Here is a 21,916-nt window from a genome sequence, read left to right on the forward strand (position 1 = left end):
TTCACCTCAAGCAAATTGCACGCGCCACACGGGTAGAACCCTCCGCACGTTGATCGCCACGACCACCACCAAGGGTGTGGCACTGAGACGAGCCAAAGATCTCCAGGTATTAGACGGCTGCGGTTACGACTCAGCCAGGCACTCGGCGTTACCGCAAGCGTACGACCCACAAGCGTGCGCGTGCACTGGTGAGGCCATACCCGCTTCCCGCACCTATTTACGCGATCACACTCAACGATAGGATGACAATGAGGTCACGGACTATTCGGCGGAGCGCCCTCGGCACACAAACGGCCTCACGAGTTCGAGCAGCGGTCAGCGTAGCTCTCACAGTGTGTCTTCCACTCGTCGCAAGTGTGCTCGGCGGGTCAGCGCCGGCATATGCCGATGAAGGTCAGTTCGAGGCGTTGTATCAGGAGTTCTACACACCACCGGATCCCTTACCGCTCGGCTCCCCCGGCGATCTAATCCGCAGTGAGCCGTCACGACTAGTACTGGAGCCGTCCGGTCAACTTGGTGCCTTCGTCGCCAAAGGCACGCGGATCATGTATCGCAGTACCGACACTCATGGGAATCCTGTTGCGGTAACTGGCACATACTTTGAACCCGACAACCCCTGGCCAGGTACGGGACCGCGCCCGCTAATAGCGCTAGCGACGCTGCCTTACGGGCTGGGGGAGCAGTGCGCGCCGTCGCGAATGTTCAATCAGGGGATTCACGCATCCGTCGGCCACTCGGGGTTCGATCTTATGGTCAATCTCGAGGAGACATTCGTGGCGACCATGGTGGCCCGCGGCTTCGCCATCGTAGTGACCGACTACGAAGGATCGGGAATACCGGGAAAGATTCAGCCATTCCTCAACCGTGTCTCGCAGGGGCACGTACTGATCGATGCTGCCCGCGCGGCAATGAAGTTGCCGGCCACCTCACTGGACCCAAACGGGCCGGTGGCTTTTTGGGGCTACTCCCAAGGCGGCTCGGCCTCGGCATCTGCTGCCGAACTAGCTGCGAGCTATGCCCCGGACATGCGCGTAGTCGGCGCCTGGGTGGGAGCTCCCTTCGCGGACCTGTCGATAGTCTTGCCATTCCTGGACGGCAGCATCCTCAACGGAGCGCTCGGGTTGTTGCTCAACGGTATCGCGGCGGCCTATCCACAAACGGCCGAACCACTTATGGGCACGCTCAGTGATCGAGGTAAGGACCTTGTTCAACGCACGCAAGTGATGTGCACGGTGGAAGTCATGGCAAGCTTCGGGTTCCGCCATGTGGCGCCGTACTTCAATACCGACCCTGTTGCACTGATGTCCTCGGAGCCGTTGAAGGGCATCCTTGACGCGCAGCGGATAGGGACGCTGAGACCGTCGATGCCGGTGTTTATAGACGTCAACCGTTACGATCCGTTCAGCCCATGGACCGGGGCGCATCAGCTGGCTGTCGACTGGTGTTCGAAAGGTGCAGATGTCGAGTTCTGGACCAATGAACAGCCACCGTTTCTGAACAAGACCTTCACCAATCACTTCTTGACCTACTGGGTTGACGGTGAGCGATCCATGCAATGGGTCGCCGATCGGTTCAACGGACTGCCCACCACACCAAACTGTGGGTTGATATGAGAGGCACCACGACTGGGTGAGCGTTAACGGTTACGCCTTCGATTGGCGGCGTTACCCCGCGCACGGCCGACAGTGACGAGACCTCACGTCGACTTCACCCGGTTCTTGGCAAGTGATCGTCACAAGCGGGAGGCATAACCCGTTCTACTCGAGGTTGTTGTCGCCTTTCAAGATTATTATGCGTCCGACGTTGGAACATGTGTCACGTTAGGCATTGTCGTCGGTAGGCGTCAATCGCCTGAGCGCATTGCCGAAGTGACGCAGAAGAAGTGGCTTGCCAGCATACTGTCTAACGCCAAAGCTCCCGACTGATCGGTTGCGGCGACCGGTAGCACCACTGCAGCAACTAATCTCGGATAGGAGACGAGGCTTTCACGTACAGGTAGACGGGCGCTTTTCAACTCATGCAGACCGCCTTCTTGCTACAGGGATCGTGATGTTGCCAGCCCTTCCTCGGTTAGCTTGTCAAGTCTAATGCCGATGCTGCGCGCCGCCTCTTGTACGATCGGCGCAACCGTACGCATGTTCATGTTGCCCGTCCACCCCGCAGCGGAAATCGCGGCGATGGCGGCGCCGCTGGTGTCGCGAATAGACGCAGCGACGCAGGAGATTCCGGGTCCTGACTCTTCGTGCTCGAGAGCCAAGTCGCCAGTCGCAGCGCGGTTGAGTTGCCGCCGCAACAGCTGAGGATGTCGAACAGTTCTTGGACCTACAGCTGGGAGGCCGGCTGCTACTAGAGCGTCAACTACCTGCGGCGGCGCCCCAGCCAGTAGCGCCTTCCCGACACCCGTCGCATGTGCTGGAAGACGACCGCCTACGCGCGAAGGCAGCTGGGGCGCAGAGGGACTCGGTAATATTTCGAGGTATAGAACGTCGAATCCGTCTAGGACAGCGAGATGAATCGTATGACGTGTCGTCAACAACAGGCGCACCAATATCGGCATTGCAGCGTCGCGGGTCAACCGCCGGCTCCTCGCATGCTCGCCCCACTCGAAAACTCTCAGACCGATGCCGACCTTCTCCGCGTAGCGGTCGACCATCCCCGTCCGGGTCATCTCCGCTACTAAGCGCGACACCGTCGACTTGGGGAGGTCAGTGCGGCGCGCCAAATCATTGATACCAACGGGACTTTGCGCTGCGTGTAATTCGTCGAGCAGCCGTGCCATCCTGCGTATCACCGATGTCGCTGGAATCCCTGCAGTGTTCCGTTCTTCGGGCCGCACCGCTTCATTATGGCCCCTTCGTCGAGCAGAATGCCATGCAGCTGCATACCGGAATGCGCACCAGGCCCTCAGATGTCTCAAGCAGCCGACCTAAGGAAATGATGATCGACGACCACGATGTCGGCACCGCCCCTGGCCGATCCGAAAAACCGTGAACCCAACCGGGCAGGTCTCCCGCAACACGATCAATTACGTCGCTGACTTACTGCAACAGGCAGCCGAGCTGCGCCGACCAATTCCGCCGATTCGTCACCTCATCGGTGCCGAGAACGTCGACGGAGCCTACGGCGTCCAAGACGAACTTGTTCGACGCCGCGTGGGAGACGGCGCGGTTATCGTCGGACGCAAGATCGGCCTTACCTCTGCGGCGGTGCAGCAACAACTCGGCGTCGACCAACCCGACTTTGGCTTCCTAACGGTCGATATGGATGTCTCAGATGCGGCGATGATCCCTTCCCACCGACTGCTCCAACCCAAAGTCGAAGCTGAGATTGCGTTCATGCTCAAAGCCGATCTCGACGGCGATGTCAGCGACCGCGAACAGCTCGTTGCTGCCATTGACTACGCCGTGGCCGCCTTAGAAGTTGTCGACAGCCGTATCTCACAATGGAATCTAAGTATCGCCGACACTGTCGCCGACAACGCCTCCTGCGGACTTTTCATCCTCAGCAAGCACAAGGTTCCGCTGACCGTCTTCGAACCGCGCAACGCGGAGATGCGCATGTTCGTCAACGACGAACTGCTGTCCCAAGGCGACGGACGCGCCTGTTTGGGGGATCCCCTCGACGCCCTGGCCTGGCTTGCCCGCGCCGCTGTGAGGTATGGAAACCCCCTGCGCGCCGGTCAAATCGTTCTGTCAGGGGCTTTGGGGCCGATGGTTCCCGCGTATCCGGGGGCCCGGATTCGCGCCGAGATCGCTCCTCTTGGCACAATTTTGGCCGAATTCTCACCGTCGGAGATAGCGTGAACGCAATAAAAGTCGCAATCATTGGCTCGGGCAACATCGGTACTGACCTGATGTACAAAATCTTACGTACATCTCGAGTACTGCAAGTCGCGGCAATGGTCGGCATCGACTCCGGCTCTGACGGGCTTGCGCGCGCCGCACGGCTTGGCATTCCCACCACACACGAGGGCGTCGACGGACTCATAAGCATGCCCGGATTCACCGATATCGACATCGTCTGCGACGCCACGTCGGCGCGCGCGCACGTAGCCAACGCAGCCGCACTCGCCGGCTATGCCAAGACGCTGATCGACCTGACACCTGCAGCGATCGGCCCTCAAGTCGTCCCCTCAGTCAATCTGCTCTCCTGCCTTGACGCCGGAGCGACCAATGTCAATATGATCACTTGCGGCGGGCAAGCCACCATCCCCATAGTGTCCGCGGTCTCGGCGGTCACCGCAGTGCACTATGCCGAAATCGTCGCGTCCATCGCTTCCAAGTCCGCCGGGGCAGGAACCCGCGCGAACATCGATGAATTCACAGAGACTACCGCCCGTGCGGTCGAACAGGTGGGGCGAGCCACAAGGGGTAAGGCTGTTATCATCCTCAACCCGGCCGAACCACCGTTAATCATGCGCGACACTGTATTTTGCCTAATCGGCAACGCGGACCACGACGCTGTCCGCGACTCAATTCACGCTATGGTCGACAGCGTTGCCGGTTACGTGCCGGGATACCGGCTTAAGCAGCCCGTGCAATTTCATCCCGTCGCACCCGATGAACCTCTTTGCACACTCGCGGGGGACGCCAGCAGACAGGTAAGGACTCGGGTGTCGGTGTTCCTTGAGGTGCAAGGCGCCGCACATTACTTGCCTGCCTACGCCGGCAATCTTGACATCATGACCTCGGCAGCTCTACAAGTCGCCGAGTGCATCGCTGATAGGCGACGACACGGCGGCCAAACGGAGGTACCACAGTGACCGCCCAGCTCTACATTCAAGATGTCACGCTGCGCGACGGCATGCATGCCATTCGGCACCGGATTAGCCCAATCGACGTGGCGATTATTGCCGCCGCCCTCGATGCTGCTGGTGTAGACGCCATTGAAGTAGCTCACGGCGACGGATTAGCAGGGACCTCACTGATCTACGGTCCGGGCAGCCACACGGATTGGGAGTGGATTGAGGCCGCTGCCAGCGCCATCAAGAACGCGGTCCTCACAACATTACTTCTTCCCGGCATCGGCACGATCGCTGAACTCAAGCGCGCCCACTCGCTGGGCGTGCAATCTGTGCGCATCGCGACGCACTGCACCGAAGCCGACATCGCTGCCCAGCACATCACCATGGCACGCGAACTCGACATGGATGTGTCGGGCTTCCTCATGATGAGCCACATGACTGACCCCCAACACCTTGCGTCACAAGCAAAACTGATGGAATCGTATGGCGCCCGTTGTGTTTACGTTACTGACTCCGGAGGGCGACTCACCATGGATGGCATGCGCGAACGTATCCGGGCTTACCGTGATGTTCTTGACCCAACGACTCAGATCGGTGTTCACGCGCATGAAAACCTCTCACTTTCCGTAGCTAACAGCGTTGTCGCGGTCGAAGAAGGGGCAACCCGCGTTGACGCGTCGCTTGCCGGGCAGGGTGCCGGTGCTGGCAATACCCCTATCGAGGCCTTCGTGGCAGTTGCCGATCTAAACAATTGGGAACACAACTGCGCAATGTTCGCACTCCAAGACGCCGCCGACGACTTTGTCCGCCCACTTCGTGACCGCCCGGTTCAGGTCGACCGAGAAACCCTCACTTTGGGATATGCCGGGGTGTATTCATCGTTTCTGCACCACGCCGATAACGCAGCTCGCATATACGGAGTAGATGTCCGCACACTGTTGTTGGAGGTAGGTCGGCGGGGTCTAATCGGTGGCCAGGAAGACATGCTCGTCGATATAGCGCTCGACCTCGTTGCGTCGCCGGAATGAATCCAACGTATTAAGCCAGGGCCGAAAGAGCCTGCGCCGCAGAGGCCGGCTCGATACGCCCGTTGATGCCAAGAAGACTTCGAGGCGCAGGGCAGTTCGAGACGAGGATCGCCGATTTGATTCGAAGTGTCAGACCTGGAGGAGCGTAAGCGTGAATTTTGGAATCGACGTCTCTAACGAGTAGCGAAGACTGAATTCTGCGGCGTCGTAACGATATAGACGATGATCTCTAAAGTCCTGGTCGCCAATCGTGGTGAGATCGCGATCCGCGCTTTTCGGGCCGCTTATGAGATGGGGATCGACACGGTTGCGGTCTATCCGTATGAGGATCGCAACAGCGTGCACCGGTTGAAGGCCGACGAGTCCTACCAGATCGGCGAGACCGGCCATCCCGTGCGGGCGTATCTGTCGGTCGAGGAGATCATCGGGGTCGCACAGCATGCGGGAGCCGACGCGGTTTATCCGGGGTATGGCTTTTTGTCGGAGAATCCGGCGTTGGCGGTTGCGTGTGCGCAGGCCGGGATCGCGTTTGTTGGGCCCAGTGCTGATGTGCTTGAGTTGGCGGGCAATAAGTCGCGGGCGATCGAGGCGGCCCGCTCGGCGGGGCTGTCGGTGCTTGACTCGTCGGCCCCGTCGGCGTCGGCCGAGGAGTTGATGGCCGCTGCCGAGGGCTTGGAGTTCCCGTTGTTCGTCAAGGCCGTGTCCGGGGGTGGGGGCCGGGGGATGCGGCGGGTCGCCGACATCGACGTGCTGGCTGATGCGATCGATGCCGCGGCGCGCGAAGCCGAGTCGGCGTTCGGCGACTCGACGTTGTATCTCGAGCAGGCCGTGGTTAACCCTCGCCATATCGAGGTGCAGATCCTGGCCGACACCCACGGCAACGTGATGCACCTGTTCGAACGGGACTGCAGCGTGCAGCGCAGGCACCAGAAGGTCATCGAGCTCGCGCCCGCCCCGAACCTCTCTGAGGAACTGCGGCAACGGATTTGTGGGATGCGGTCGCGTTCGCCCGCCAGATCGGCTACACGTTCGCGGGCACCGTGGAGTTCCTGCTCGACGAGCGCGGCCAGTACGTGTTCATCGAGTGCAATCCGCGCATCCAGGTCGAGCACACGGTCACCGAAGAGATCACCGATGTCGATTTGGTGTCCAGCCAGTTGCGCATCGCCGATGGGGAGACGTTGGAGGGCCTGGGCTTGAGCCAGGAGGGTCTGCCGTCGCCGCGGGGTTTTGCGCTGCAGTGCCGGATCACCACCGAGAACCCTGCTAACGGGTTTCGGCCCGACACCGGCCGCATCACCGGGTACCGCACCCCCGGTGGTGCGGGCATCCGGTTGGACGGCGGTACTCATCTGGGTGCGGAGATCAGTGCGCATTTCGACTCGATGCTGGTGAAGTTGACGTGTCGCGGACGCGACTTTGGCACCGCGGTGGCGCGGGCGCGCCGCGCGCTGGCCGAGTTCCGGATTCGCGGGGTGTCGACGAATATCCCGTTCCTGCAGGCGGTGGTCAACGATCCCGATTTCCGGGCCGGGCGCATCAGCACGTCGTTCATCGACGAACGCCGGTATCTGCTGACCGCCAGAACACCGGCCGACCGGGGCACCAAAATCCTCAACTACCTGGCCGAGGTGACGGTCAACCAGCCACACGGCCCGCGAACCGCGTCGGTGTAACCCCAAGACAAGCTGCCCGACATCGATCTTGAGGCGCCGGCGCCCGACGGCAGCAAGCAACTGCTGACCGAACTGGGCCCCGAGGGGTTCGCCGGTTGGCTGCGCGACTCCAAACCGTTGGGCCTCACCGACACGACATTCCGCGACGCGCATCAGTCGCTGCTGGCCACCCGGGTGCGCAGCAGCGGACTGTCGATGGTGGCGCCCTACGTCGCGCGCATGACCCCGCAGTTGCTCTCTCTCGAATGCTGGGGCGGGGCGACTTACGATGTGGCGCTTCGGTTCTTGAAGGAAGACCCGTGGGAGCGGCTGGCCGCGCTGCGCGAGGCCATCCCGAACATCTGCCTGCAGATGCTGCTGCGGGGCCGCAACACCGTCGGTTACACCCCGTACCCAGAAACCGTCACCCACGCCTTCGTCGCCGAGGCCACGGCGACGGGCATCGACATCTACCGCATCTTCGACGCGCTCAACAACGTCGAATCCATGCGCCCGGCCATCGACGCGGTCCGCGAAACCGGCACGGCCATCGCCGAAGTCGCGATGAGCTACACCGGGAATCTGTCTGACCCCGGCGAGAACCTCTACACCCTGGACTACTACCTCAAGCTCGCCGAGCAGATCGTCGAGGCGGGCGCGCACGTGCTGGCGATCAAGGACATGGCCGGGCTGTTGCGCCCGCCCTCGGCGCACACATTGATCAGCGCTCTGCGCAGTCGCTTCGATCTGCCCGTGCACGTGCACACCCACGACACCCCGGGTGGGCAGTTGGCGACGTATCTGGCGGCGTGGCAGGCGGGCGCGAGCGCCGTCGACGGGGCATCGGCGCCGCTGGCCGGCACCACCAGCCAGCCCGCGCTGAGTTCGATCGTGGCCGCGACCGCGCACACCGAGTTCGACACCGGGTTGTCGCTGCAGGCGGTGTGCGACCTCGAACCGTACTGGGAGGCGTTGCGAAAGGTTTACGCGCCCTTCGATGTGGTGGCATCTGGGCCGCCTTCTCCGACGGGGCGGGTGTATCACCACGAGATCCCCGGCGGTCAGCTGTCGAACCTGCGCCAGCAGGCGATCGCGCTCGGGTTCGGCGACCGCTTCGAAGAGATCGAAGCCAACTACGCCGCTGCTGATCGGGTGCTGGGCCGGCTGGTGAAGGTGACCCCGTCATCGAAGGTGGTGGGCGACCTCGCGCTGGTGTTGCTCGGGGCCGGTATCAGCGCCGATGAATTCGCCTCGGACCCAGCGCGGCTCGACATTCCCGATTCGGTGATCGGATTCCTGCGCGGCGAACTCGGCGATCCCCCCGGCGGATGGCCCGAACCGCTGCGCACCAAGGCGCTGGCCGGTCATGCGCCGGCCAAGTCGCAAGAGGAACTCAGCGCGCAGGACGAAGCGGTGCTCGCCCAGGCGGGCCCCAAGCGGCAGGCCGCGCTGAACCGGTTGCTGTTCCCCGGTCCGACAAAGGAACTCGAGGCCCACCGCGAGCAGTACGGCGACACGTCGAGCCTGTCGGCCAACCAGTTCTTCTACGGGCTGCGCAGCAACGAGGAGCACCGGGTCCGGCTGGAGCGCGGCGTCGAACTGCTCATCGGGCTCGAGGCGATCTCCGATCCCGACGAGCGCGGCATGCGGACCGTGATGTGTATCCTCAACGGCCAACTGCGGCCGGTACTGGTGCGCGACCGCAACGTCTCCAGCGACATCCCGACCGTGGAAAAGGCCGACAAGTCCAACCCCGACCACATCGCAGCACCCTTCGCCGGCGTGGTCAGCGTCGGCGTCTCCGTCGACGACCAGGTCCAGGCCGGACAGACGATCGCCACGATCGAGGCTATGAAGATGGAGGCCGCCATCACCGCACCCAAAGCGGGCAAGGTGAACCGCGTCGCGGTCTCAAACACCGCACAGGTCGAAGGCGGCGACCTGCTGGTGGTGGTCGGGCGTTAATGAGCGGGTCGACGGTACCCCTGTCAGTTGCTCCTTCTTAGCAAAGACTGAACCAGGCCCAGATACGGCTTGATCGATGTTGATCGTCTCACATTGAACTCTGGTCTGAACACGCCTGACGCCACGTTATGCGTGCTGGCAGCGAACACGTATGGTGAAATCATGACGGCAGTTGGGAAAGCAGCCGGAGGCGGACGCGACGCACGAGTCGCTCAATCCATCCTCACGATCTTTGGCCTTTACGCGCGGGCTGAAGGCAACTGGCTGTCGGTGGCGTCCGTAGTTGCGATGATGTCCGACCTCGGCGTCGAGGGTCAGGCTGTACGGTCGGCGATTTCACGCCTCAAACGACGGGATGTCCTTCACAGTGAGTATCGCGCCGAAACTGCGGGATATTCGCTCGCACCATCGACCCTAGAGGTGCTCGCGGAGGGCGACGTTCGCATATTCGAACGCACGCGGGCAACCGTGGATGATGGCTGGATCGTAGTGGTCTTCTCAGTCCCTGAATCCGAGCGGGAACGTCGACACGAATTGAGGTCGAGCTTGACACGGCTTGGCTTTGGCACTGCGGCGGCGGGGGTTTGGCTAGCTCCGGGGAATCTGGCTGCGGAAACGCGACATGCGTTGGAACGGCGTGGCTTGTACGAGTACGTAGACATGTTCTTGAGCAAGTACGTAGCCTTCGGCGACCTTCGCGCCAAAGTGCACACATGGTGGAGCCTTGAAGAACTCAGCGATATGTACGCAGACTTTCTGCAGCAATACCGTACGGCTCTGTATCGGTCGACCTCACAGCGAGTTGAGCCCCGCGACGCATTCCAGATCTATGTGCCGATGTTGACTAAGTGGCGCCAGCTGCCATACCGCGATCCTGGGCTGCCCCTCTCACTCCTGCCTCCGGCGTGGAATGGTGAGGCCGCCGGCGTACTGTTCGACGAACTAAACCGAGCCCTGAGTCCGTTGGCTCAAAAGCACGCTCTGGCGGTCATTCATGGGCGACGTGTCGAGGATAGCGCCAAGCCGACCAAGTCTCCTATTCGGCGCCAATAGACAGATGTATCAATAGTTTCAATGATTTCAGCACCCGATGTAAACCTTCATCGGTGCATCTTCGTCACACGGGATCATCGAAACGCCGAGACACCCGTCAGTGCTCTACCGATACTGAGGGCGTGCATCTCCTCAGTACCCTCATACGTCACGACACTTTCTAAATTGCTCATGTGGCGCATCACGGAATGCTCCAGGGTGATTCCGGCAGCCCCTAGTATCCCCCGCGCCGTACGCGCTACCTCGATTGCAATCCGAACATTCGCTAGTTTGCCATGGCTGACCTGCTCTGGAGTGACGCGGTGAGCATCTTTGAGATGACCTAGTCGCGTAGCGGTTAAAGCTGCGTTGCTCAGTGCGATGGACATGTCGGCAAGTTTTCGTTGGGTGAGCTGAAAGGCGCTGAGTGGCTTACCGAACTGAGTGCGAGTTTGAGCGTACTCGAGAGCCTCGGCGAAGCAGGATCGAGCCGCGCCCACGGCGCCCCACAAGATTCCATATCGCGCCTCGTTGAGGCACGATAGCGGTCCCTTCAGCCCGCGAATATCGGGGAAGACGGCCGAGGCGGGAAGTCGGACATCGTCGAAAACGAGTTCGGCGGTGGCTGACGCTCGGAGCGAGAGCTTGCGCTTTATCTCATGCGCGCTGAAGCCCGGGGTGTCGGCAGGCACAATGAACCCGCGAATCCCTTCCTCAGTCTGCGCCCAGACAACTGCTATGTCTGCGACAGTGCCGTTGGTAATCCACATCTTCGAGCCGTTGAGCACCCAGTCGTCGCCTTCGCGCCTTGCTGAGGTACGCATGGCCCCAGGGTCGCTGCCGGCATCGGATTCCGTCAGCCCGAAGCAGCCGATCGCCTCCCCCGCGGCCATCGGGGGCAGCCATTGCTGGCGGTGCTCTTCGCTTCCCCATCTATAGATGGCGAACATGGCCAATGAGCCCTGTACCGATACCAGGCTGCGCAATCCAGAATCAACGGCTTCCAGTTCACGGCATGCAATCCCATATGAGGTTGCTGAGGTGCCCGCGCATCCATAGCCCGAAAGGTGCATTCCCAGCAATCCGATCTTTCCCAATTCGGGCGCGATCTCTGCGGGTATGCCGCCGTGGTCGTACCACTCGGAGATACGGGGAGCGAGCTCCGCGCATGCGTAATCGCGGACAGTCTGCCCGATGGCGCGTGCTTCAGGAGACAGCAGTTCATCAACTGCTAGGAAGTCGCTCGGCTGCATCATTGCCCTCTCCATTGAGGCGGGCGTTTGGCGTTGAACGCCGCGTGAAATTCACCGTGATCGTCAGTTGTCATCAATAACGCCTGTGTCATCGCGTCGAGCTCCAATGAGGACGACAGTGGCATATCGAGTTCGCGGGTCAACAATGATTTTGTTTGGGACAGCGCTAGAGAGGGTCCCTGTGCCAGCCGAGCCGCCAGAGCGGTCACCGCGGCATCTAATGAGTCATCATCGACGAGTTGCGATACCAAACCGAAACGGTCCGCGGTTTCAGCATCGATGGTGTCACCCAGCATCAACAGGGAAGTGGCCCGGCCCAAACCGACGACGCGGGGGAGCAAATACGCTGCGCCCATGTCACCGCCGGACAGACCCACCTTGGTGAACAGGAATGCAAATCGTCCCGAGCGACCCACCACCCGGAAGTCTGCCGCTAGGGCGATGACAGCACCGGCACCTGCAGCTATTCCTTGAATCTTGGCGACGATTGGGATCGGGCACTCGCGCATCGCGCGAATTACGTCGCCGGTCATCTTGGTGAACTTCGTCAACTCGCGAGCCTTCATCCTGATGAGTTCACCGATGATCTCGTTGACGTCGCCGCCGCCGCAGAAGCCTTTCCCCTCGCCCTGTATCACGAGCACTTTGACACCCGGGTGATGAGGAAGCTCGCTCAACAGGTCCCGGAGATCGGCATAGGACTCAAACGTCAGCGCGTTGAGCTTCTCAGGCCGGCTGAGAGTGACAGTGGCCACTGGGCCGGTAACGGTGTAGCTGAAGTGATTCCACTCGAATGTCAGTGGGACTGATGCTTTGTAACGAGTCATGAGGCGTTCCCAAGCTGTCTGAATAGTTCTCGGGCAATGATGGAGCGTTGCACTTCCGACGCACCTTCGTAAATGCGAGGGGCACGAACGTCGCGGTACAGATGTTCCAGCGGGTGGCCACGTTCAAGCGCGTAGGCGCCATGAAGCTGCACACATTGATCAACGATGACCTGCGCGGTCTCGGTAGCGAATAACTTCGCCATCGCGGCTGCCATGGTGATGTCGCTACGCGAGGCGCCGTCGTCGTACATTCGCGCTGCGGAATAGACGAGCAATCTCGCAGCTCGCAGTTGGGTGGCGAGGTTGGCAAGTGTGTGGTTGACCGACTGCAATGTCGCGAGGGGTGCACCGTGAACGTGTCGGCGTGAGACATGGTCGAGAGTGAGGTCGAGTGCTGATTGCGCCATCCCGACTGCGAAGGCGCCCACGCTCGGGCGGAACAGGTCAAGTGTGCGCATCGCGACCTTGAACCCTCCGTCGAGTTCGCCAAGTACATCTTGGGGTTCGACGCGGACTCCCTCAAATCGCAAGCGGCCGATCGGGTGCGGTGCGAGCAGATCGAGATGGCTGCCTGACAAGCCTTCTGCATCGCCAGCCACTGCGAATGCTGTGACCCCGCGAGCACCCGCATCAGCGGTAGTGCGCGCGAAAACGGTATAGACGTCGGCCTCCGGAGCATTGGAGATCCAAATCTTGTCTCCGTAAAGCCGCCAACCGTCGCCGTCAGCCTCGGCTCGTAAGTCGAGGGCGGCGGCATCGGAGCCGGCTCGCGGCTCAGTAAGGGCGAAAGCTGCCACAGTGTGGCCCCTAACCACTCCGGTCATCCAGCGGTCGATGGTTTCCGGCTGCCCGGACTGGAGGATCGGATAACTCCCCAGACCCTGTAGCGCTAGTGCGGTTTCCGCCTCGGTTGATACCGACGCGATAGTTTCTCGGAGTAGACACAACCGCATCGCGGCAGCGTCAGTTGGAGGGCTGTCGGCCTCGCCGCCAAAGAGATCGCGGAGTAGCCCATGGTCACCCATGGCGCGAAGCAGTGGTCGGTTCACCCGAGCTTCGCAGCACTCCTCAGTTAGGGGTCGTAGTACATCAACCGCGAGCTCGCGGACTCGGCTGATGTATGCGGCTTCCTCTGGGCGCAATGTCGTCATCGTGCCGCCACCTTCGTTGGCCGCCAGCGGTCGTGACGCGTGTCCATCCCACCGGCGCGAACTAGTTCCAGGCGTGGTTTGGGAGCGTCGGTGCGGCCGGTCTGTGGCTTACGTCGGCCCGCTGCCCAGGGCTTGGGCCACGTAGCGGCTGGGCCCTTGTAGTCCTGCTCGGCAGCGGCGTGCAGCGTCCAATTTGGATCGTAAAGGTGAACACGGCCGAGGGCGCAAAGATCAGCTCTCCCAGCCAGGAGAATCGAATTTGCGTCGTCGTGAGAAGAGATGACACCCACTGCGATGGTCGCGATGTCAGCTTGGTTGCGGATTTTGTCGGCGAAGGGCGTCTGATATGAGCGCCCAAATGCAGGCCTCTCGTCTGGTGTCACCTGGCCAGTTGAGACATCGATGGCTGCAGCTCCGGCATCCTTGAATGCTTCTGCAATCACTACTGCATCCTCGGCAGTAATCCCGCCATCGACCCAGTCGGTGGCGGAAATGCGGACAATCATCGGCTTGCCCTGGGGCCATGTCTCGCGTACCGCAGTAAAAACCTCGAGAGGGTAGCGTAGCCGCGCTCGAAGGTCACCGCCGTACTCATCGCTCCGCTGATTGGTGATAGGTGAAATGAATGACGACAGCAGGTAGCCGTGCGCGCAGTGAAGCTCAAGCAGATCGAATCCTGCATGGTTCGCGCGTAGCGCCGCATCGACGAATTGTCGCTTGATCATGGCCATATCGTCGCGAGTGAGCTCGCGAGGCACTTGATTCTCTGGCCTGTACGGCACGGGCGAGGGAGCTACGACTGGCCAGTTTCCGTTGTCGAGCGGCTGGTCGATGCCCTCCCACATCAACTTGGTAGAGCCCTTGCGGCCCGAATGACCTAGTTGGATTCCCACCTTAGCCTGGGTCTCACGGTGTACGAAGTCAACCAACCTTCGCCATTCACTCGCCTGTTGATCGTTCCAAATCCCGGTGCAGCCGGGTGTAATTCGGCCTTCGGCGCTTACGCAAACCATTTCGGTCATTACGAGGCCAGCACCACCCAGAGCCTTGCCCCCGAGGTGGACCAGGTGAAAGTCGTTAGGAATTCCGTCAATTGAGCGGTACATGTCCATTGCAGAGACCACGACTCGATTGGCGAGTGTCAGTCCACCGAGCTGGAAAGGCTGAAACATCGGCGGAGTGTCGGGCTGATGTGCTGGGTACTGCGCAGCAAACCAAGTATTAGCCTCGTCAACGAAATCTGGGTCTCGCAATCGCAAGTTCTCATACGTGACGCGCCGACTGCGAGTCATGATATTGAATGCGAACTGCATCGGTTCTTGATGCATGTACTGCGCCAAATTTTCAAACCACTCTGAACTCGCCTGCGCAGCACGTTGGGTGGAAAGCACGATAGCTTTACGCTCTGCTTCGTACTCCTCCAGAGCCACCTCGGTCGTCGGTCTCTCATGCAGGCAAGCAGCAAGTGCAAGAGCATCTTCCATTGCCAACTTGGTCCCGGACCCGATAGAGAAGTGTGCAGTATGGGCAGCATCGCCTAGCAGAACGACGTTGCCATGGCGCCATGTCTCATTGCGAACCGTAGTGAAGTCCAGCCACTTCGAGTTGTTCGCCATCACCTCTTGGCCATCGAAAACACCGGCGAAGAGTTTCCGGATCCGTTCGATGGATTCTTCATCTGACTTGCCAGGTGATAACCGTTGGGAAGCAATAGTGTCGAATCCAGCTGCACGCCAGACTGATTCGGCCATTTCGACGATGAAAGTACTACCGCTGCTGTCGAACGGGTACCCATGGGCTTGCATCACTCCGCTCGGCGTTTCCAGGATGTAGAACTTGAATGAGTCAAAGACCTTGTCTGTGCCCAGCCACATGTATTTGCACCCACCCCGGTCAAGACGAGGGTTGAACGTGTGCGCGAATCTCCTTCGCACCAGCGAATTAGCCCCGTCAGAGGCGACCACAAGATCGCAGCTTGCGGAGAGGGCAACCACATCTGGTGCTTCTGTGCAGAAATGCACTCTAACCCCCAGTTCCGCGCACCGGTGTTGGAGTAGACGCAGTAACGCCTTGCGGCTCATTGCAGCGAATCGGTGACCACCGCTTGTGATCACCTGATCTCGATAATGGACATCGATGTCGTCCCAGCGGGCGAACTCCCGTTCCATGTTTCGGTAGATGACCGGATCCGCATGCTCGATCCCGCCCAAGGTCTCGTCCGAGAAGACAACTCCAAAGCCAAATGTGTCGTCGGGCGCGTTGCGCTCCCAGACTGTTATCTCGTGATCGGGGTTAAGTTGCTTTACAAGTGCTGAGAAATACAGGCCGCCAGGACCACCACCTATGACTGCGATCCGCACTCTAGTTCTCCTTGCCTGTGCCGCAAGCTTCAACGGATGGATATAAAAGGAAAAGGGACGGTAATGAAAAATCGCTATATCACTACCCTTGCTGAACGGGACAGTAGGTGGATAGAGCGCTCCGGATGTGGCGCGGCCAGGTACACGGTCGTCCGAGGCCGTCGATATGCACCACGGTCATTGAGCCACAGGCGACCTCAACGTCAGCACGCGCGACGCTGAACCCATAGCGCAAGGATGAACCGCCAATTTGGTCAACCCACAGTGTGATAGTCACGCGGTCTCTAAACCACAATCGTGCTCGATAATCGACCTCGTAATGAGCTCGGGGAATAGTGCCGGAGACTGATAAGATGCCCAACTTCTCGTGCAACTCCGCCTCGGCAGCTTCCACCCAGCGCACAACCGTCGCATGGTGATAGTGACCCGCAGCGTCGGTGTCTTGCCAATCGACAATCTGGTCGATGGTGACTTGCGTTGTGGCGCCTCGCGTTTCAGGGCGCATCAGGCTCCAATCTCAGGCCTGAGACCAGTTCGGGCAATCGATGGCGTTGGAGTTTGCCCGTGCCCGTCTTTGGCAACTCATCTACGAAGAAAATTTGACGCGGGTACTTGTACGGTGCGATTCGACTCTTGACAAAATCCTGTAGGGCCAAGGTTCGCCCCGCGTGAGGTTCGATGCCGGAACGCAGGACGATGAATGCACTGACGAGCTGGCCTCGGTGATCATCGGAAAGACCGACCACCCCGCACTCTTCTACATCGGGATGGGCCATGAGAGCCTGCTCGACCTCTGGTGCGGCGATGTTGTATCCGGACGAGACGATCATGTCGTCGCTGCGCGCCTGGTACCAGAAGTATCCGTCGACGTCTTGAACGAAGATATCTCCGGTGATATTCCAGCCGGCCTGCACATACTCACACTGACGCGAATCGGACAGGTAGCGGCAGCCCGTCGGCCCCTTTACTGCAAGGCGTCCGGGGATTCCCGGCGGCAACGGGACGCCATGCTCATCAAGTACCGCCGCTACATAGCCGGGCACTACGCGACCGGTTGATCCTGGACGGATTTCGTCTTCGGCACTCGCAATGAAAATGTGCAGCATTTCGGTCGCCCCGACGCCGTCGATGATCCGCAGGCCGGTTGCGGCAAAGATCGACTGCCATGTAGTGACGGGCAGATGCTCACCGGCAGAAACTGCACGCCGCAGCCTCGAGAGCCGATCGACCTTGCCGGAGTTCACAATGGCGCGATACGCCGTTGGTGCGGTAATGCACACTGTCACGTTGTAATCCGCGATGAACTCCGCTAGCTGCTCGGGCGAAGCCTTCTCGAGCAGTAACGTCGATGCGCCAACACGTAACGGGAAGACAACCAATCCTCCGAGGCCGAATGTGAACGCTAGCGGCGGAGTGCCGGTGAAAACATCGGTGGGCTTTGGTTTCAGAATGTGTGTCGAGAAGCTGTCGGCGATCGCGAGTACGTCGCGATGGAAATGAACGGTAGCCTTGGGGCGCCCCGTCGTCCCGGAGGTGAATGCGAGCAAGGCTACGTCGACGGCGGCGGTGTCGACTGCGATAAACTCGGCTGATTTGCCCGCGATTGCTTTCGTCAGGCCGGCGCTACCGCCGTACTCAACGACGTGAAGCCTTGGGATGTCGGCTTCTATGAGCGAGTCGGTGAAGCGCGCGTCGCACAATACAAGATCCACGTTCGCTATCTCGGCAATCTTCGTAAGCTCTACGGAGCGCAGCATGGCAGCTGTAGTCACCGCCACGGCGCCGGCTTTGATCACACCGATCCAGCACGCAACCAGCCACTGGGTGTTTGGGCCTCGCAACATCACTCGGTTGCCAGGCACGATCGCATAGTCGTGGACGAGCACGTTGGCGATCTGGTTGGACACTCGAAGCAAGTCGCCGTAGGTCCACACCGGTGAACCGGGGGCCACCAGGCAAGGCCGATCGGCGCCCAAACGCTCGATGACTTTGTCGAGCAGTTCAACCGCGCAGTTAAGGCGCTCTGGATATTGCAGTTCAGGGAGATCGAATACCAGTTCAGGCCACTCGCGCGCAGTTGGGAGGCCGTCACGGCAAAATGTGTCAACATGCGCGGATGGCGGTGGGGAGTCGCTCACTGAACCTCCAATCTCTGAAGCGCCAGAATATGCCTAGATCGTGACGACAGTCAACAGAACACGATATAGAAAATTCGCCGCTAACCTAACGACTCGTCGCGCTCGATCCCCCGGACCCCAGTCGGGTGCCATGGGGCTGGAAGGACTGGCGAGCAACCGCCGACAGTATGGGGGCGCAGCCATTGGCGGCACGGCGGAGTGCGGCCCCGCTGCGCGTGACCTAAGAGGAAGCGCCTGCCTCGAGCCAGAGAGAATCTAGGATCAGTGATGAACAGAGCCAAACGCTACATTAGGAAGCATGAATCTTGGTGTGGCATCAGCCATGCCGCCACGGCCGTCGCGGCCCGCTCCGGCAACTCCCATCACAAAGTGTGGGTGTTTCAACCGACACCGGCGTGGGTGACCCGTCCGCGATCAGCCGGGTGTACGACGCTCCCGGACAGAGGGTTACGACGATGCTCGGAGAATAGGCATCATGGATCAAACAGAACGTGTCGGTGCGGGCGGCTTGGGCCAGTAGATGGCTTCCATCTGCGCTCGTGCTGGTTTCGATGTCGGTTGTCGCGTGACGTGCTCGAGCAAAGGCGTCACACCATCCATGCGCCGAGCTCTTCGCGACTGACGCCGTCCAGTATTGCCGATGCGACCGTGAGCATCAGCATGGCATTGAACCTATGCACATGCGTCGCCACGCTCAATGAGCTCGAGCCACGAGATCAAATCGTAGGACGAGCGCGAGCTAATGCCGATCTGGTGGATCCTGTTGTGGTGCCGGTAATCCGAGGCGATTGAGCCTCGAAGAACTAACTGAGGGCTACGAGATGGAGCTGCCCCGCGCGGAGCGGCCCAAATCTGCTGACCCGTCCGGCGGCATTCTTCCGATCGCGCATATAACTGATTCTTGACGGTCGTACGGAAACTATGACAAGGTTTCGGTGTGAGTAGCTCTTCCCCGGTGGCGTTGGTGACTGGTGCAGGGAGCGGGATTGGGCGTGAAGTGGCGATTCACTTAAGCGCTAAAGGCCATCGCGTGGCCCTTACGGCGCGGAACGTCGAACAGTTGCAAGAGACCGCATCGCGGTGTGGGCCGGAGACGACCATCGTCGCAGCCGACATCACCGACCAGGGCGCTATCGACGCTCTCTTCACTCATATAGAAGATCGTTGGGGCAGTGTCGACGTTCTGGTAGCTAACGCCGGCGCCGGAACCTCAGCTCCACTGCACAAAACTACGGACGACCAATGGCGTTCGATGCTAGAGGTGAATCTCACCGCTCCGTTCCGCTGCATCCGAAGGGCGGTGCCCGGCATGGTCGCCGGCGGGTACGGCCGCATAGTAGCCGTCGCATCCGTGGCGGCAAAGCGCGGTGAACCCTACGTCAGTGCATACACCTCCAGCAAGCACGGATTACTTGGATTAGTTCGATCGGCCGCCGCAGAGCTGGCGACCACCGGTGTGACCGCAAATGCAGTGTGCCCCGGATATGTCGATACGCCGATGACCCAGCGCACAATCGCCGAGATCGCCAAGGTTGCTGGCCGCACGGCAGCGGATGCACGAGCCGCGCTAGAGGCCAAACAACTCAATCGGCGCTTGGTGCGCATCGACGAGGTCCGTGATGCGGTTTGGTTTTGCATTAGCAACGCTGCCCTCAACGGCCAATCTATCGCGATCGATGGAGGTGCAATACAGGTGTGATACCGGGGTCCACTGCTGCCGACCATTACTGACCGCCCCCACTACCTGAGGCGCCCAATGACAATCGAAATCTTCAATCCACCAGAGCTCGGCGAACCAAGCGGGTTTTCCCACGCTGTAGCGGGAACAGGGAAAACAATCTTCCTAGCAGGGCAGACGGCATTAGACCCTTCTGGGCGCATCACAGGAAAGACGGTCGTCGAGCAGTTTGAACGGGCTCTCGGCAACCTGCTTACTGCGCTAGCCGCCGCTGGTGGCGGACCCGAAGACCTGACGAGCTTAACCATCTACATCGTAGATATGGACGACTACAAGGCAAGGTCGCGCGAACTCGGCAAAGTATGGCGGCGCCTTATCGGCAAATCGTATCCAGCGATGGCGGGTGTTGGCGTTGCGCGCCTGTGGGATACCGATGCATTGGTCGAGGTACAGGGATACGCGGTTGTGGCCGACTCCAACTGACTATGCCTCGGCAGAGGGATAGAGTTTCTCGGCCCATTGATATCGCGCCACGGCCCATTGATATCGCGCCACTGCGCGGATGTAGTGGTTTACCGGTACGACCACGGGCCGAAACCGTTTGCAGGTCCGCGAGCCTTGGTGACTCGAGCGTCATGAAAGTTTGAGGAAGGCAATACCGCTCCGACTGGCGGCGACACACATGAAGTCGTTTGGACCGCGACGTCGACCTGCTACATCAGGTCCATGACAAGTCGCGGCGTGTCAATGGCCAATTGGAAGTCCCCGCTGGTGACCAGGAAAGTCCCGCCCCCCAACCGCAATGGCCTCCTCGGGGTGCTTATCACGCCGTTTGCGCAGCACATCAGACAACAACGGGGCCGCGGTCTCGCGCTCTATTGCCTTCGAAGGCCGCAGCAGTCAGCGGGAAAACCTGTGGCGGCATGGATGCCGACGCCGCCAAGGAGCTCAAGGAGCTGCGCGAGCAGAATGGCCGCCTCAAGCGACTGCTGGCCGAAGCCGAACGCGAGAAAGACGCATTGCGGGAGGTGGCGAAGGGAAAATTCTGAGCCCAGCTGCCAAGCGCCGCGCCGTCGACATGCTCAAGAAACGCTGAGTATGTCGGAACGGCTGGCGTGCAAAGCCGTTGGGCTGGCCCGCTCCACCTACCGCCGGCTGCCGTTGGCGCAGACCCCGGCCGATCCAGACGCCGAGATGAGAGCCTGGCTGCGCGCCTACGCCACCAAACACCCGTGTCACGGGTTCCGGCGTGCCTGGGCGGCGCTGCGCTACGACGAGCGCCGTGAGGTCAACAAGAAGAAGATCCACCGCCTGTGGCGTGAAGAGGGCCTGCAGGTCAAGGTCACCTCCCCGCGAAAGCGGGTCGGGGTCTCCTCGGTGCCGCCCATCGTCGCCGATGCGCCGAAGGTGGTGTAGGCGATCGATTTCCAGTTCGACTCCACCATCGACGGAAAGGCCATCAAGATCGCCTCGATGATTGACGAGCACACTCGCGAGTCGCTGCTGAACATCGTGGAGCGCTCGATCACCGGCGAGCACCTGGTCGAGGAGCTCAAGAAGGTGTTCGGCGCGGCCGGCGGCCCGCCGAAGGTGCTGCGCATGGACAACGCCCCGAAATGGTTTTCCAAGCGCTGCAACGGTTCTGTCAGAACAAGACCGGAATGGTCTGCATTCCGCCAGGCTGCCCGTGGGATAACGGCTACATCGAGTCGTTCAACAATCGACTACGCAAGGAGTGCCTCAACCGCAACTACTGGAACACCCTGTTCGAGGCCCGCGTCGTCATCGGCGACTTCAAGCATGAGCACAATCACCGACACCGCCACTCGGCCCTGGGCTACCGCACCCCAGCCGAGTACGCTGCCGCCTGCAGGTGCACCCACACCCCGGTCGCCTGCAGCATCAACTGAGAACGGATCAAACCACCCAGACTCTGGAAGCGGGTGGACTCAACAACGGGGACTCGCCACCCACGACACACCGTTACGGCCGCGAAATGAAAGCCGCTGCGGTGCTGACGCTGCGGGCGGAGCTGGGCGCCGAGCAAGGACTCCCACTATGAGGACAACTCAAACATAAACGGCC

Annotated in this window: 17 protein-coding genes and 2 pseudogenes; 11 read left to right on the top strand and 8 right to left on the bottom strand. The window is 60.6% G+C overall.

Annotated elements, in window-relative coordinates; genetic code table 11:
• The first annotated feature begins 248 nt into the window (after positions 1–248).
• Positions 249–1,613, top strand: coding sequence for a lipase family protein (locus ABQE93_RS24400; protein WP_069404999.1), 1,365 nt, complete (start codon positions 249–251; stop codon positions 1,611–1,613).
• A gap of 422 nt (positions 1,614–2,035) precedes the next feature.
• On the opposite strand, the gene ABQE93_RS24405 is transcribed toward ABQE93_RS24400, so the two are convergent.
• Positions 2,036–2,779 (bottom strand): IclR family transcriptional regulator, encoded by a 744-nt coding sequence (locus ABQE93_RS24405; RefSeq protein ID WP_110917296.1) that lies wholly within the window; start codon positions 2,777–2,779, stop codon positions 2,036–2,038.
• Positions 2,780–2,987: 208 nt separating this feature from the next.
• On the opposite strand from ABQE93_RS24405, the gene ABQE93_RS24410 reads away from it, so the two are divergent.
• The 5 genes and pseudogenes from ABQE93_RS24410 (at position 2,988) to ABQE93_RS24430 (ending at position 10,445) form a co-directional block, all read left to right on the top strand.
• Positions 2,988–3,803, top strand: coding sequence for a 2-keto-4-pentenoate hydratase (locus ABQE93_RS24410; RefSeq protein ID WP_110917297.1), 816 nt, complete (start codon positions 2,988–2,990; stop codon positions 3,801–3,803).
• A complete protein-coding gene (locus tag ABQE93_RS24415; protein WP_084223068.1) occupies positions 3,800–4,762 on the top strand; it encodes an acetaldehyde dehydrogenase (acetylating) in 963 nt (320 codons plus the stop codon). Before ABQE93_RS24410 ends, ABQE93_RS24415 begins: the two co-directional genes overlap by 4 nt.
• On the top strand, positions 4,759–5,772 hold the full coding sequence (gene dmpG, locus ABQE93_RS24420) for a 4-hydroxy-2-oxovalerate aldolase (protein ID WP_084223070.1): 1,014 nt from the start codon (positions 4,759–4,761) through the stop codon (positions 5,770–5,772). The genes ABQE93_RS24415 and dmpG overlap by 4 nt, the downstream gene beginning before the upstream one ends.
• Before the next feature lie 222 nt (positions 5,773–5,994).
• A pseudogene (locus ABQE93_RS24425) lies at positions 5,995–9,392 on the top strand (pyruvate carboxylase).
• A gap of 93 nt (positions 9,393–9,485) precedes the next feature.
• The gene (locus ABQE93_RS24430) at positions 9,486–10,445 is read left to right on the top strand and encodes a PaaX family transcriptional regulator (RefSeq protein WP_235848106.1); all 960 of its coding nucleotides are present in this window, start codon (positions 9,486–9,488) and stop codon (positions 10,443–10,445) included.
• Positions 10,446–10,519: 74 nt separating this feature from the next.
• On the opposite strand, the gene ABQE93_RS24435 is transcribed toward ABQE93_RS24430, so the two are convergent.
• The 7 genes and pseudogenes from ABQE93_RS24435 to ABQE93_RS24465 form a co-directional block, all read right to left on the bottom strand.
• Positions 10,520–11,728 (bottom strand): acyl-CoA dehydrogenase family protein, encoded by a 1,209-nt coding sequence (locus tag ABQE93_RS24435; RefSeq protein ID WP_420865826.1) that lies wholly within the window; start codon positions 11,726–11,728, stop codon positions 10,520–10,522.
• Positions 11,677–12,504, bottom strand: coding sequence for an enoyl-CoA hydratase family protein (locus ABQE93_RS24440; protein ID WP_069404988.1), 828 nt, complete (start codon positions 12,502–12,504; stop codon positions 11,677–11,679). Before ABQE93_RS24440 ends, ABQE93_RS24435 begins: the two co-directional genes overlap by 52 nt.
• Positions 12,501–13,301: an acyl-CoA dehydrogenase family protein gene (locus ABQE93_RS24445; protein ID WP_448411218.1), complete on the bottom strand. Its 801-nt coding sequence runs from the start codon at positions 13,299–13,301 to the stop codon at positions 12,501–12,503. The genes ABQE93_RS24440 and ABQE93_RS24445 overlap by 4 nt, the downstream gene beginning before the upstream one ends.
• An 18-nt stretch (positions 13,302–13,319) precedes the next feature.
• A pseudogene (locus tag ABQE93_RS24450) lies at positions 13,320–13,655 on the bottom strand (acyl-CoA dehydrogenase family protein); the annotation flags it as partial.
• Complete coding sequence (locus tag ABQE93_RS24455) at positions 13,652–16,015, bottom strand: bifunctional salicylyl-CoA 5-hydroxylase/oxidoreductase (protein ID WP_069404990.1); 2,364 nt, start codon at positions 16,013–16,015, stop codon at positions 13,652–13,654. The pseudogene ABQE93_RS24450 and the gene ABQE93_RS24455, both read right to left, overlap by 4 nt.
• 82 nt (positions 16,016–16,097) lie before the next feature.
• Positions 16,098–16,520, bottom strand: coding sequence for an acyl-CoA thioesterase (locus ABQE93_RS24460; RefSeq protein ID WP_084223072.1), 423 nt, complete (start codon positions 16,518–16,520; stop codon positions 16,098–16,100).
• On the bottom strand, positions 16,510–18,153 hold the full coding sequence (locus ABQE93_RS24465; protein WP_069404991.1) for an AMP-binding protein: 1,644 nt from the start codon (positions 18,151–18,153) through the stop codon (positions 16,510–16,512). The genes ABQE93_RS24460 and ABQE93_RS24465 overlap by 11 nt, the downstream gene beginning before the upstream one ends.
• Positions 18,154–19,090: 937 nt before the next feature.
• Between ABQE93_RS24465 and ABQE93_RS24470 the strand changes: the two genes are divergently transcribed.
• The 5 genes from ABQE93_RS24470 (at position 19,091) to ABQE93_RS24490 (ending at position 21,741) form a co-directional block, all read left to right on the top strand.
• Positions 19,091–19,852 (top strand): SDR family NAD(P)-dependent oxidoreductase, encoded by a 762-nt coding sequence (locus ABQE93_RS24470; protein ID WP_069404992.1) that lies wholly within the window; start codon positions 19,091–19,093, stop codon positions 19,850–19,852.
• 57 nt (positions 19,853–19,909) lie between these two features.
• Positions 19,910–20,314 (top strand): RidA family protein, encoded by a 405-nt coding sequence (locus ABQE93_RS24475; protein WP_069404993.1) that lies wholly within the window; start codon positions 19,910–19,912, stop codon positions 20,312–20,314.
• Positions 20,315–20,754: 440 nt separating this feature from the next.
• Positions 20,755–20,880, top strand: coding sequence for a hypothetical protein (locus ABQE93_RS24480; RefSeq protein WP_268875933.1), 126 nt, complete (start codon positions 20,755–20,757; stop codon positions 20,878–20,880).
• Between the two features lie 49 nt (positions 20,881–20,929).
• Positions 20,930–21,247: an IS3 family transposase gene (locus ABQE93_RS24485; protein WP_165614119.1), complete on the top strand. Its 318-nt coding sequence runs from the start codon at positions 20,930–20,932 to the stop codon at positions 21,245–21,247.
• Between the two features lie 200 nt (positions 21,248–21,447).
• A complete protein-coding gene (locus ABQE93_RS24490; protein ID WP_084223074.1) occupies positions 21,448–21,741 on the top strand; it encodes an integrase core domain-containing protein in 294 nt (97 codons plus the stop codon).
• Positions 21,742–21,916: the final 175 nt, after the last annotated feature.

The sequence above is a fragment of the Mycolicibacterium sp. XJ662 genome, from assembly GCF_053484035.1.